Raw genomic sequence first — 13,515 nt, 5'->3', positions numbered from 1 at the left:
TCTATTTATTTCTTATTTACCCATGCATCGCTAATTTTCCATATACTATCATTTATCTTTTGAAATGTTACTGTTACTGTTTCTTTCCCAACTTTTAAAACTCTTTTATATGCAGAACCGTATCTGCTTTCTGTTCCTTTTTTCATAACTTTTTCTATTATATCTCTTACTTTTTCCCATGTAATTGTTCCCTTAATAATTTTATCCCAATCATGTTTTGGATCTTTTATATGTCTTTGCTTATTAGGCTGTCCATCTAAATCTTTTAAAGCTTTATCAATTATTTTTTCTTCCGCTCTAGCTTCAAACCAATCAACAACTTTGTTATATAACCAAGTACCTGCTGCTATTACTGTACCACCTATAATTACTACTCCAGCAGCAGTAATCACTACTTCCCCAACTACTGGAATCCACCATGTACCTGCAATAAGAACCCCTGTTGCGCTTTGCACACCTACACTTCTTATTGCTCTATTATTCTTAATAGTATCGTTTTTAAATTCAGTTATATCTACTTCTACTGCAGTATTAAGAAGTTTGACAAACTGTTCTTGTGTATAATAAACATCATTAATATATACACCATCATCAGTAATAACAATATTACATTTATTAGTACTTGTATTTTTAGAACTTAATTCAGTTTCACTTGCAAACGCTGAAATACTTATATTAGATACCATCAATATCATAAGTATAAAACTAATAATTTTTCTTGTCAATTTTTTCATGATTTAATCACCCCTTGAACTTACCTTAGATAATTCTTTCAAATCTATAATCAAACTTGTCTACATTTGTTATTTTACCCCCCCCCATAACAAAAATGTAAATATTTTCTTTGGAAATTTTTTACGACAAGAAATGACAAAAGGTTATTTAATACCATATTATTATTTAATATGAAAAATCTATAAAAAATTGCTCTATCCTTCTCAACTTCCCTCAAATTCCTTTATTAAATTACAACCTCAATCTCCGTCCCATCAAGCAAACTAACTATTATCTTTTCTCCATCAAACACTGTCATTTTCTCTATTATTCTAAAATACATATCAACATCAAATTCTTCTATTGGTTCTGCATCGGCTAAAATCCCCATAAACAGCTTTGCCCTGTATCTTACCAACACATTCTCATTATTTAATTCTTCCTCCCACTTATCAATAAAATATTCCTTATTTTCCACCATAGCATTAAAGGTATTTACAAAAGCTTGATACAAAACCTTATCATCTATATGCCTATTTTCACAGCTCTTTTTCCCCTTAACTTTGTACTTATTATTACATCTGCAAACAACTCTTCTTAGCCTTTCATCTGTAGAATTCCAAACTTTCCTGCCATCTGCCGCCTGCAACAGTAGGAATATTTTCTGCATTTAATTCTTTGGCTATTGTAAATGTCCCTTTGCCTTTTAAATAATCCTCAAATATTCTTTTAACTATTTCTGCTTCTTTAGGATTTATAACTAAATCGCCGTATTCATCCTTGTCATAACCTAAAAATCTTGTGGTATTTATAATCAGCTCTCCTCGTTCAAACTTCTTTTTTACCCTCCACTTTAAATTATAACTGACATTTTTGCTTTCTTCCTGGGCAAAAGAAAAAAGGACGGTAAGCATAAGCTCTCCGTCCCCTGATATTTTAAGCTATTTCTTCTCTATAAGTGCTACGCACTCAACGTGTGTTTTGATAGAATAATGATAGTATTTCGCAAAAAAAGAGTTTTACCCCCTTTTACCCTCTCTCTATTTGAAGGTTTGTCTATTTTTTCTCAAATGGAACATACCTTATATGTTTTCATATGAGTATAGAATAATATTACTAACTTCATACTACAAATAAGTCAAGTGTTTTTTTTAATAATTGTTTTTTTGTTTCCCTAATTACTTACATATTAAGTTGATGACATTGGACATAATAGCCTGCTCTTTATAACTTACAAAGAGGTTATATTCAAAAGTGTTTTGTAATTTCTTCGTATACATCATTTGAAACTTTATAATATCTATTTACCGTCTTAATCATACTAATATATCATATTCGTAATATTTTTTTGTTTCTAATCAGCAATAAGTAATAAATATAATAAGCTAGTTTTTTGTCTAATTACTGACATAAATCTAGTTAGTACTAGACACCAAAATGAATCATATATTTATTCTCTTGTTTTGCTTTTCTGATTAGTTTCAACAACTCCATAAGGCTATAATCTTGTTTAATTCTAGGATCATTAGAAACTATAGTTTCAAATATTGATAATGATTCCGGTGGTATTAATGTAACTCCATGTCGATCTAAAGATACATTAGGGGTATTCAAATCACCAAAATATGTTCTCATTTTGCTTAAATCTTCCCACCAATCATCAATATAAATATCATCATCAATTGTTACACAATTATATTTTTCTGGTTCATATTTGATATATTCCTTATCATTATCTATCTTGTCAATAATTCCAAATTCAATAGGAGTCAATCTATCACCTCCTTTTTAGTTTATTGTATTTATTAACTCTATATTATGAAAATATTAGAATTAATACTTTTTGCCAAAGCTTACTAAATCGCCAGATGGTACATCATTTACACATACTACATGCAGATAATATATTCCATATTCGTATCGATAACAATTTGCTGTTGCTCCAGGGACTGACCTTATTGGTTTTTAAATTCTTTTTGATTACATCTTTTCTAACATTATCTGCCATTCTTACATATTGGCAAATATTTGAAGCTGATACTTCCTTACCATGTTTATTAAAATGATAATCTAAACAAGCACTTCTTGAACCCTTGCTTCCTGGTGACCAAAGATTTAATAAGTCTGATGGAATTTCTCGACTTCCAGTGGATACAACGCTAGATGCAAAAACATTTTCTCCATCTTTAGCTGACCATGTTATTTTTATATTTTCTTTACAAGTTAATAAAGGTACTCCTGTAATAGTATGAGTGCTAGTTCCTGGCCTAACAATAGCTACATTAAAGTTTTTCTTCATGTTTCCAGTATCAATAGTGCCATATACTAAATCTACTGAATCTAGTCCCCAGTTGGTTATTTTTAGAATAATTGAATTTTCTGTTGCAACCCAATCTAACACCACTTTATTAGGTAGTATGTTTTTGGGGGTTATTAGGTCGCTTTTAGAAGATTGGGTTTTATTAATTTCAATTTCAGTATTATTATTTGCTTTACCCAAAATTTCATCCTCATATCCCTGTACATATCTAACTAACTCTTGTTTTTCTACATTACTCTCTGCATTTGCTACATCAATGGAATTAGCTCCAATTAATATAGTAAATATACTTAATATACTTATTAATTTAAATATGAATTTTTTCATATTGTTTCATCCTCCTTCTATTTTCTTTGTAAAGGTATGACATTTACCCCATCAAATAGTTCTATCAACTACATAAACAAGCTTGTCTACAAATATAATTCTACCCCCCCACGTTACAAATTTGTCAATAATTTCATTGTAAATATTTTCCGCCATAAAGTGACAAAAATTTATTTAATGTTCTAATATATTGCAAAAGAGCCTGTCAAAGTGACCATACATCACTCTAACTGGCTTATCTTAAATCCTCTATTCAATTGCAACCTCAATTTCGGTTCCATCAAGCAAGCTTACAATAATTTTCTCTCTTTCAAATGCCGTCATCTTCTGGGCAATGCTAAAGAATAAATCCATGTTTAATCCATCTATTGGCTTTGCATTTTTTTATATATCTATAAACTGCTTTGACTTATACCTTACTAGAGTATTTTCACTCTTAAGTCCTTCCTTCCACTTTTCCATAAAGTAATCCTTATCTTCAAGGATTACATTAAAAGTATTTATAATAGTGGTTATTTGAAACTGCTCCCTTATCTTTATTACCTGTATTATTGATGACTATATATTTCATTTTTTCTCCCTTTCTACTGGAGTAGTTATATCTAATAAATATTTTATTTATTAACATTTTCATCGTCCTTTCCTAACTGTTCTAAGATATCCTTTAATTTTTTTGGTACAGGTAGTCCAATCTTAGCCGAGTTTTCAATAAACTAATACCTTCATTGGAAATGTAGAAAAAAATAACGGCTGTGCGAACTGCACTACCGTTTTTAATAATATGAGTGTCTATGATATGACCGATTGCTATCATTGTAAAAAGAGTATCTTTTTAAAAATTCCTTTAAATCCTACATCACTTGATAACTTTTTCTGAAGGATTGCACCCATGATTCCAGTTACATAATCAATGATTATAAAGGTTATTAAAGCGTATAAGAATCCATCAACCCCTCCCATAAGCCCACTCCAACTATTGACAAAGAGCGCAAAATTCCCCCAACCCTATAGTCTGAGGGAACATAAAACACACATCCTATTTACTTAAAAACCTTCAAACCTTTTTAAATTAACCTATTTCTTTTCTATCAACACGACTGTCTCCACATGCAACGACCCGCAACGACCCGAGTGGATTGATGTCTTTTACATTGTCGGTAGTCGGAAACACGTCATCGCCACTTTTTGCACTATCGGTAGGCGGGAACATATCGACATATATAATAACTACCCTTTCAAAACTCTAAACATTTCTTCTTTATGCTTTCTTGCTTTTTCTTCCGTCCATTTTTCATCATCGAAGTTCACCAACTCTTTCATAATCTTGAGTTTCAAACTTTGTTCTATAATACTTGGATATGAGGTGATTTTTCCCTCTGGTGGTAAATTAGAAAACTTCGAGTTTCCTGACACTGTAATTAATGCGAGGTTGCCAAAGCCATCAAGGTCATCTGCTTCCCAGCTTTCACCTTCAACGGGATTTTGGGGTTGAAAGTGTTCAATGGAACTTCTAAATTGGAACTGCCACTCATCATATAATGGAGGAATAATTTCCTTGCCCAAGTAAGAATAACCATTCTTATATAAAAGATAATCAAGGTAAGTAAATACGATTCTTTCAAAACCAAATCCACTAGAATTCTCAAACTTTGATTCGAAAACTTTTGTTTTGCAGTAATCTTCAAGTATTTCAATAATGTCACATGATTCATTTTCTAATAAGCTTGTTAATATTAATGAAATCCAATGCATAGTTTTAGGTGATGTGTAGGTTATACGCAAGCAGGATTGCAGAGTTCTTAGTTGTTTATTATTCTGACTATTGTCCTCACCAAATGTTCCTACATATTTGGGTTTATCACCTTTCCCATCATTATACCTTTCTAAACGTTGTAACGACCATTTCCCAGTTTCTTTATAATCTCTAGCATATTCACGTTTCAATATATATTTATCAAACAGTACACGGCATTTTAACATATGAAATAAAAAGTTCTTTGCTTTATCAGCGTCCCCCCAGGCCCATGATAAATTATTTAAGAAATGTTTATCATCAAGGGTTGAATCTTCCTCTTCTAAATTATTAAGTACAGCATTTATCTGAAGTAAAAAATTTGGGAACGAAATAATCGATTCAAAACGTTCATTCTCAACTTCATCCTTACTTATTTCATTATTAAAGAGTTTCTTGTTTTTTAGAATCTCAATCAAAGGAACTAAATTATTGTCTTCATCTTCACTATGAATAAATTCCTTAATTGTATCAAAATCGTTAATATTATCCCTGATACTAGACCAATCATTTGTAAAAAGATACTTTCTAACACTGGGATCAAAATTCATTTGTATATACGAGTCCATGTTAGAGCATTTTTCCCAAATCAATGCTGCCGTTTTTTTATCTTGTTCTGTATCCAATACTTCTAAAAATTTTGCTTTTGCTATTTCATGAAGTTCAAGTTGCTCGCCACGAGTATTCATGATTTCAAAATAATGATTTAAATCTATATGGTGTTAGTATATAACTATGGACACGGAAAGTTGAACATTCTATAATAAAATAAAGGAGTGTTCAAACATGGCAAAAAATCAAAAATCCTATACCCCAGAATTTAAACAGCAGATTGTAGATCTGCGCAATAAAGCTGGTAAAAGTGTAACAGAGTTATCAAACGAATATGGCGTTCCCAAAGGCACAATTTCTACTTGGGTAAAACTTCTTTCTCAAGTACAGGTTTCAGAAACAGAAACCATTTCTATGAAAGAGTATAAGGCTCTTCAAAAGAAAATGAAGGAACTAGAGATAGAGAATGAAATATTAAAAATAAGCTTATAGCCAACAAGTTGGCTTTTGCCATATTTGCCAAAAATCAATAGCTGAGTACGTGTCCTTTATTCAAGCTAATCTTGATAAATATACTATTAAACAAATGTGTAAGGTACTTAAGTTTCCTCGTAGTACCTACTATGCTGAAATTAATCATATTACATCTCAAAGAGAGATAGAATACAACAAATTTAGTGAAGAAGTTCAATTTTACTATGACCAGTCCAAGGGACGTTATGGTGCTATTAAGATACAGCGAGACCTTGAAGAAGCTGGTATCCCTTGTTCAGTCAAAAGAGTGCAGAGACATATGGCTAAGTTTGGTCTTCGCAGTGTTGTGGTACGCAAATATAAATATCAAAGTAATCAGGGTAAGATTCCTGAGGATAAAGAAAATATACTGAATCAAGATTTTAACGCTACAACAATAAATCAAAAATGGGTTACTGACATAACATATATACATGTTCTAGGCGAAGGCTGGACTTACCTAGCATCCGTTATGGACTTATATAATAGAAAAATCATAGGTTATTCGTATGGTAAAAAAGCAACCGCCGAGTTGGCTAAAAAGGCTGTAGAAAACGCATGTATTAATGTAAAAGATACTACAGGTATTATTCTTCATAGCGATTTAGGCAGCCAATATACAAGCACTGTATTTGAAGATATGATAACAGAAAAAAATATGAAGCATTCCTTTAGTAGAAAAGGAAATCCTTATGATAACGCTTGTATAGAGTCCTTCCATTCAGTATTGAAGAAGGAAGAAGTATATCTAAATACATATCATACATTTGAAGAGGCTGGAGCAGCTCTATTCGAATATATTGAGTCTTGGTATAACCGCAGAAGGAGGCATAGCGCACTGGATTATAAAACCCCACAACAGGTTGAAGATGAGGCTCTTGCAGCTTAAAAATCTTTCACTACGTATTAATGCTATGCAGGGAGAAAAAGTTCAACTTTTTGTGTCCAAAGTATTGACATAGGTCCACCTCCGTTATAGGATACTTAAATCTACTGGATGAGGCTCCTGATATGCCACCTGAACAGAAGGCAAAATATGTCGGTATTACTTTGGAAAAAGCTTATCGATTAGAACAGCTTATCAATGAGTTTTTTGAGATCACAAGATTCAATCTTCAAACTATTGTTTTGAATAAAGAAAAAATAAATTTACTGTTCATGCTCCAGCAGATGGCAGATGAATTCTATCCAATGCTGACTCCACAGGGAAAGCAGATATCTGTCAATGTACCTGACGGACTCACTCTGTGGGGAGATGCAGACAAATTAGCCCGTGTGTTCAATAATATTCTGAAAAATGCCATAGCCTATAGCGATGAAAATAGTGTCATTGACATTTCTGCAGGGCAGCAGGATAAAAATATTGTTATAACTTTTATGAATCAGGGAAATCCAATCCCACAGGCAAAGCTTGATACTATTTTTGAAAAATTTTACCGATTAGATTCTGCACGTTCCACAAACACCGGTGGAGCAGGGCTAGGTTTGGCAATTGCACAAGAAATTGTCACAGCTCACAATGGAACGATTTCTGTAGAAAGCAACCCGGAAAATACTACATTTACAGTAAAGCTTCCGTCTTAAGAAAATCTTAAGAAGTTCATAAGATTGAATTCCAACATAGCTTCTTGTTCTGTGGTTAAATAATTTCAAGCAGAATAAGGAGGTATTTATTATGGTACGAAAAATAAAAAAGAAAAAGTCAGGAATACGCGAATTTGTAATATTTTTATTGATAGTTGTTGTTTTTGCTTTTGTTTTCAAATTCATCATTACTCCGGGAAACCAACATGAGTTTGAGAAAGAATATGTCGATAAAACAACGCCTATTCCCTCGTCAGAGATAGAACCCGATTCCTCTATTTCTATATCTCCCGATAAACTGAACAGTACTAATGCGATTCTGATCCGTTTAAAAGATCAAACCACTCTGATGCAAAAAAATAGCGAGGAAAAGATCTATCCTGCTTCATTGACTAAAATGATGACAGCTATTGTTGCTATAGAAAATTTGACAAATTTGCAGAAAGAAATACAACTTACCCACTATACCTTTAATGGTCTTTACAGTGCTAATGCTTCTATGGCCGGTTTCCAGCCAGGTGAGAAGGTAAGGGCTATTGACCTTTTATACGGGGTGATGCTTCCAAGTGGTGCAGAAGCTTGTATTGGGCTTGCGGATCAGATTGCTGGTTCGGAGCAGGACTTTGTAGCTATGATGAATCAAAAGGCGGCAGATCTAGGGATGGACAACACTCATTTTGAAAATACCACCGGACTTCACAATGAAAACCACTACACAACAGTGAAAGATCTGGCTGTTCTTCTAAGCTATGCTTTGCAAAATGATACTTTCAGGGAAATTTTTACTTCGTCTCGTCATTCCACACAACCCACGAATAAGCACCCTGGAGGGATAACCTTTAACAATACCATGTTTGAAAAACTCAACAATCAAAACATTATTGATGGAGAAATTTTAGGAGGGAAAACTGGATATACCGATGAAGCTGGTCTGTGTCTTGCGAGTCTTGCAAAAGTGGGTCACCAAGAATATATATTGATTACAGCTGGTGCAAAAGGAGATATCTATTCTGAACAATATAATATTACCGATGCATTAGCTGTATACAATAGAATTGGGAAATAATAAGTTTTTCATAAGATTTTGATATGTTTCCACCTACCGATAGTGCCAAAAACACGGTAGGGAGGAGAAATAGAAATTTAAAAATACCCATATATAAAAGATTTACCGACATTGAGTAAAATGCGGGTATTAAAACGGAGTTACCAATGTTAGGAAATTCTTACTTTTTAGTTCGTGGAAGCATATCAATCGCCATAAAAGTGGTAGGGTTGAGTGGATAGATTAGATAACGGGTAGGTTGATGAGATTTATTTGATGACAAGAGGTTGAGTTGACAAGATAGGTGGAATACACATCTCCGGGGGTCATACTCTAATAAAAGAGATAAAGTCTGTGATATTATTTGAAAGGAGATTTTGATTGTGAAAAACGAACAAGAAGAAATCCTAAAGGGCAATGAAGTGTTAGCGAATAGTTCCGAGGTTATGAAGGATAAATTACGTATATATATTCTTATAGGAACCGTTGTATATACAATTTTAGTATTGTATTTCATGTTCTTGGGGTTTAATAGAATAGATCAAAGAAGCGATTATAATCAGTATACATTTATGATTGTCCCAGAAGGAATCCCACTAAGGTTTCCAGAACTAACTATGTCATGGTTATACGATTTTGGAAACATTGCTGCCTTTATCCCTTTTGGAATAGTAATTCCATTGATGTATCCAGTGCGTTTTAGAAAGTTTATAGCATTATTTATATCAGTGATTTTATTTTTAGAAGTGTTGCAATCTTTAACTTTCTTGGGTACATTTGATATTATGGACGTAATATCTAATACATTAGGCGCAATGATAGGATTTGTGGGATATAGAGTAGGATTTTATTCTAAGCTTAACTTTAAGAAACTTGTTGCATCAGCAGCAACTATGCTTATGTTAATCGTGGGAGTTATGGTTGTTTCTGAAACAATTGATTATGGTGTGAATGTGAATAAAAAAGTAGGACCTATTCAAGCATTAAACGAAATAAATACAAGCTCAGCAATAACTAAAAAACTTCCAACCTTTACTGTGCTAGGGGAAAAGGTACAGCCCAAATTTAATTTGTTTAGCAGCGAGGATGGAATGGATAAAGAGTACTTATTTAATTTAGAAAAGAAAAGTCTATGGTTCTATGCTAATTGTGGTATTCCAGACAATGAAGTATATGAAGGCTCGGTTAAGATTATGATCAATGGACAAGAGTGGGTTCAATTTAGTGATAAAGATGAAGATAAACATATATTGAAGGTAAAGTCGTATTTTGATGGGGAAATAGAAGACGTTAAAATTATAGTTACTGGAAACGCTAAAGTATGGGATGTTAGCATTGCAGAAATAAAGCATTGGTGGGAGTAACTACTATGAACAGTTTCCTGCCTACACTGAATCTGTAAATAATATGTTTGCGCAGTTAAATACCTTGTACAATAACGAGAAGAAGTTTGTAACGCGTAAAAGCGGAGCTAGTAAGGAGCTAGTAAGGCGAATTATTGAAAAGTGACAGTCTTTGATGATAAGTTAATTATAGGATTTAAGCCTGGAGTCGTGATTGATGTTGAAATATAATTATAAAGATAGCCACCGATTATATTAATATACGGTGGCTTTTTTTAGTATTGCTTTTATCAAAAGTGAATGGTATAATCATATTCATGATTCGTTTACTAAAAATAATAACCCTCTATATTCCACTGGCGTTAGATAACCTAAAGAACCATGAATTCTTATATTATTATACCAATAAATATACTCTGCTAATTTTAACTGCAACTCCTCTAATGTCTCAAATTTGTTCTGATATATAAATTCAGTTTTCATTATTTTATTTACTGCCTCACTTACTGCATTGTCATAGGGATTACCTTTATTACTTAGAGACCTCTCTATTTCAAATGTTTCTAGAACATCATCTAGAAGCTTGTTATCATATTCATTTCCTCTGTCTGAGTGAAAAATTTTAATATCCTTCAATGAATAGGGTATACTTAATAAAACCTTTTCTACCAGTTTAGCTTCCTTCTTTTCTCCTGCAGCTGAACCTATAATTTCACGATTATGAAGGTCTATTAAGTTGCAAACATAATTCCAATTACTACCCACTCTAACATAAGTTAAATCACTTACAACGACTTCTAATTTCTCTCTATTGTCAAAGTCTCTATCTACAACATTAGGGGTATCAGCCTGGTTACAAGTACTCTTATGTACCTTGTAATGAGCCACTGTATAGTTAGATACTAGGCCATTCTTTCTCATAAGTCTTGATATCCTTTTTCTTGATACTTGATAACCTAACTTCTTTAATTCTACTTTGATTTTCCTTGTTCCATAATTATTTCTACTAAGCCTAAATATCTCTTTTATGTGTTCTTCGATAATTTCCTCTTCCTTTGAAGATACGCTAGTCTCTCTATTTAAATGATAATATACTAAGCTACGTGAGACCTCTAAAAGTTCGCACATGGCACTAATACTGTATTTCTCTCTATTAGAAATAATGAGGTCTACCTTTTCCCTAGTAGTAGTGCCGCTTGCTTTAAAATGTCATTCTCCATTTCAAGCTGTTTAACTTTCTTTTCTAACTCTTTGATCCTTTTCTCTTCATCAGTTTTATTATCTTCCGCATTAAAGGACCTAGTATTATTATATCTTATTACCCACTGCCTCATAGTTGAAGCGGCTATCCCGTATTGCTCACTTAGCTCTCTGTAAGTATGATTGCCTTGATTATATATTTTGACAATTTGCTTCTTGAAATTTTCCTCATAATATTTTTTTGACATGTCTTTCTCCTCCAATAATTTTATTATATCATGTTCGGAGAAAAACTGTCCTATTTAGTATAGCCTATCCAGTATTCAAATATAGATGAAGCCGTATCCCGCCAATTTGGTACCATAACCGAAAGTATGGGGTCTGTAAAATATTTTATTGACTTTTATACCGGAAATGATACGGAGTATGAATTGGATCATACTGGCTTTTGCAAAAAACTCTCCAATGTAAGTTTTACTTATCCTAATGCCAAAGATCCGGCTTTGAAAAACATTTCCCTGGAAATCAAGCCGGGGGAGGTGCTTGCTATAGTGGGGGAAAACGGTTCCGGCAAATCTACATTGGTGAAATTGATATTGGGATTATATAAACCGGATGAAGGTGATATTGAATATTTTGGCGGAGATCAGGAAATGAAAACTGCTGTGTTCCAAAATTATATGAACTATGCCATGACTCTTGCGACTCTTGCGGAAAATATTTCGATTTCCAGAAAGGACCTTAATTATGAAGACCTGAATAATGCCGTCGCTAACTTTGGTCTTGTTTTGGACTCCCAAAAATTTTTTAATGGCATAAACACCCTCCTGGCAAAAGAATTTGGAGGAATTGACCTGTCAGGCGGGGAGTGGCAGAAAGTGGCGATAGGAAGAGGCATTTACAGAAAATTTGATTTTATTGCTTTTGATGAACCGACAGCATCAATTGATCCCATAGAAGAAACTAAAATTTATGAAAAAATCAGAAGCTTAAGCAAAAATAAAACTGCTGTAATTGTAACCCACAGAATGGCATCAGTAAGATTTGCAGATAAAATAATTGTGATGAAAGAAGGCAGAATAGTGGAATATGGCAACCATGAAAGCTTAATGGCTTTGAATGGTGAATATAAGCGATTGTATACGTCACAAATCAAAGATTATGTAAATGATGTAAGATGATATAAAGATTTTTAAATTTAAGCTAGATGAATAAAACGAAATTTATCTCTTATGGCAAAAATGGTCGAGAAAATTTTTCAGGTAAAGTGCTATTCTATAACTGCAGGATGTAAACAAATTCAGGAGGATCAAATATTAGCTGTACAGCGAATGCAGGATTATATCGAAACACATCTTAATGAAAAAAATAACCATGGCTGATTTGGCAAGAGTATAGCATTTTTCTCCCTGGTATGCCAGAAGGCTGTTTATTAAATGGACCAATTATACACATTTCATCAAAGCCTTTTATAAATGGCATTATAAGTATAACAATATATAAGTATGGTAATAGCGGTGGTCAGCTATATAATGACAATCACCGCTTATATGTGCTTCAGTATGATGTCCCTTATAATTGTGCGTCCAGCATGGACGTAATCTAATGGATGAAAGTCCCTTAACCGCCCGGTAGTGGGAAAGCTATAGCCGAACACCAAAGGTGTCGTGGGCGAATGCGAATCTGAAGGAAGGTGTAAGCAATCTCCGGTCTGACAAATAGAAATTCGCATAGGTAATACTGTTAATGATGAAGAAAAACCAAAGTTAAGGGTAGCAGCTTATTGCCGGGTTTCAACAGACAGTGAGGAACAGGCGTCTAGCTATGAAGTTCAAATAGAACACTATACTAATTATTAGTTTCCGCAAATATGCGTAACAGGGTAATTTTTACAAAAAAATCGAATTATTATTTGAATAATGCAATCTGATATGGTATAATCCTTAAGTGAAAACTCAATATTGCTGCTAGGGGTGCCGCAAGGCTGAGAGAGATATTATTATCTCAACCCTCAGAACCTGATATGGTTAGTACCATCGTAGGGAAGCAAAAAGAAATATGTGTTTGTTACTAGAGCTTACCATGATGGTAAGCTTTTTTTATTGTACTTCCAACGATTATCCAA

Annotated in this window: 12 protein-coding genes, 3 pseudogenes and 1 riboswitch; of the genes and pseudogenes, 7 read left to right on the top strand and 8 right to left on the bottom strand. The window is 33.2% G+C overall.

What is annotated here, in order from left to right:
• Nucleotides 1-5 precede the first annotated feature (5 nt).
• From SD1D_RS07175 to SD1D_RS07145, 7 genes and pseudogenes are all read right to left on the bottom strand, one after another.
• Nucleotides 6-734, bottom strand: a complete 729-nt coding sequence (locus tag SD1D_RS07175; RefSeq protein ID WP_058258297.1) for a polymorphic toxin type 35 domain-containing protein — start codon at nucleotides 732-734, stop codon at nucleotides 6-8.
• 227 nt (nucleotides 735-961) lie between these two features.
• Nucleotides 962-1,384, bottom strand: a complete 423-nt coding sequence (locus SD1D_RS12275; protein WP_242955201.1) for a recombinase — start codon at nucleotides 1,382-1,384, stop codon at nucleotides 962-964.
• Nucleotides 1,320-1,628, bottom strand: a complete 309-nt coding sequence (locus tag SD1D_RS12270; protein ID WP_058258296.1) for a recombinase family protein — start codon at nucleotides 1,626-1,628, stop codon at nucleotides 1,320-1,322. Before SD1D_RS12270 ends, SD1D_RS12275 begins: the two co-directional genes overlap by 65 nt.
• Before the next feature lie 511 nt (nucleotides 1,629-2,139).
• Nucleotides 2,140-2,487 carry a hypothetical protein gene (locus SD1D_RS07165; protein ID WP_058258295.1) on the bottom strand — a complete coding sequence of 116 codons (348 nt, stop codon included), beginning with the start codon at nucleotides 2,485-2,487 and terminating at the stop codon, nucleotides 2,140-2,142.
• 103 nt (nucleotides 2,488-2,590) lie between these two features.
• Complete coding sequence (locus SD1D_RS07160) at nucleotides 2,591-3,361, bottom strand: hypothetical protein (RefSeq protein WP_197687593.1); 771 nt, start codon at nucleotides 3,359-3,361, stop codon at nucleotides 2,591-2,593.
• 614 nt (nucleotides 3,362-3,975) lie between these two features.
• Nucleotides 3,976-4,342 (bottom strand): annotated as a pseudogene (locus SD1D_RS07150) (phage holin family protein); the annotation flags it as partial.
• Nucleotides 4,343-4,588: 246 nt separating this feature from the next.
• Nucleotides 4,589-5,842, bottom strand: a complete 1,254-nt coding sequence (locus SD1D_RS07145; protein WP_242955200.1) for an HNH endonuclease family protein — start codon at nucleotides 5,840-5,842, stop codon at nucleotides 4,589-4,591.
• A 97-nt stretch (nucleotides 5,843-5,939) separates the two neighbouring features.
• Between SD1D_RS07145 and SD1D_RS12435 the strand changes: the two genes are divergently transcribed.
• The 5 genes and pseudogenes from SD1D_RS12435 to SD1D_RS07125 all read left to right on the top strand — a co-directional run bounded on the left by SD1D_RS12435 (nucleotide 5,940) and on the right by SD1D_RS07125 (nucleotide 10,211).
• Complete coding sequence (locus tag SD1D_RS12435; RefSeq protein ID WP_058258294.1) at nucleotides 5,940-6,197, top strand: transposase; 258 nt, start codon at nucleotides 5,940-5,942, stop codon at nucleotides 6,195-6,197.
• A 49-nt stretch (nucleotides 6,198-6,246) separates the two neighbouring features.
• Complete coding sequence (locus SD1D_RS07140) at nucleotides 6,247-7,107, top strand: IS3 family transposase (RefSeq protein ID WP_058258293.1); 861 nt, start codon at nucleotides 6,247-6,249, stop codon at nucleotides 7,105-7,107.
• 77 nt (nucleotides 7,108-7,184) lie between these two features.
• A pseudogene (locus tag SD1D_RS07135) lies at nucleotides 7,185-7,802 on the top strand (sensor histidine kinase); the annotation flags it as partial.
• 91 nt (nucleotides 7,803-7,893) lie between these two features.
• Complete coding sequence (locus tag SD1D_RS07130) at nucleotides 7,894-8,868, top strand: D-alanyl-D-alanine carboxypeptidase family protein (RefSeq protein WP_026561370.1); 975 nt, start codon at nucleotides 7,894-7,896, stop codon at nucleotides 8,866-8,868.
• Nucleotides 8,869-9,230: 362 nt separating this feature from the next.
• The gene (locus SD1D_RS07125) at nucleotides 9,231-10,211 is read left to right on the top strand and encodes a VanZ family protein (protein ID WP_026561369.1); all 981 of its coding nucleotides are present in this window, start codon (nucleotides 9,231-9,233) and stop codon (nucleotides 10,209-10,211) included.
• Nucleotides 10,212-10,505: 294 nt separating this feature from the next.
• Here SD1D_RS07125 and SD1D_RS07120 read toward each other — a convergent pair.
• A protein-coding gene (locus SD1D_RS07120) for an IS3 family transposase (RefSeq protein WP_242955199.1) occupies nucleotides 10,506-11,638 on the bottom strand; the annotation gives its coding sequence in 2 pieces (ribosomal slippage) (nucleotides 10,506-11,395 and nucleotides 11,395-11,638; 1,134 coding nt in all).
• Nucleotides 11,639-11,821: 183 nt separating this feature from the next.
• Between SD1D_RS07120 and SD1D_RS07115 the strand changes: the two genes are divergently transcribed.
• Nucleotides 11,822-12,571, top strand: coding sequence for an ATP-binding cassette domain-containing protein (locus tag SD1D_RS07115; protein ID WP_157893109.1), 750 nt, complete (start codon nucleotides 11,822-11,824; stop codon nucleotides 12,569-12,571).
• 537 nt (nucleotides 12,572-13,108) lie between these two features.
• Nucleotides 13,109-13,246 (top strand): annotated as a pseudogene (locus SD1D_RS12830) (integrase); the annotation flags it as partial.
• Between the two features lie 103 nt (nucleotides 13,247-13,349).
• A riboswitch (TPP riboswitch) is annotated at nucleotides 13,350-13,452 on the top strand.
• Nucleotides 13,453-13,515: the final 63 nt, after the last annotated feature.

It is taken from the genome of Herbinix luporum (genome assembly GCF_900070325.1).
Lineage (GTDB): Bacteria > Bacillota > Clostridia > Lachnospirales > Lachnospiraceae > Mobilitalea > Mobilitalea luporum.
This window is presented reverse-complemented; position numbering and strand designations above follow the sequence as displayed.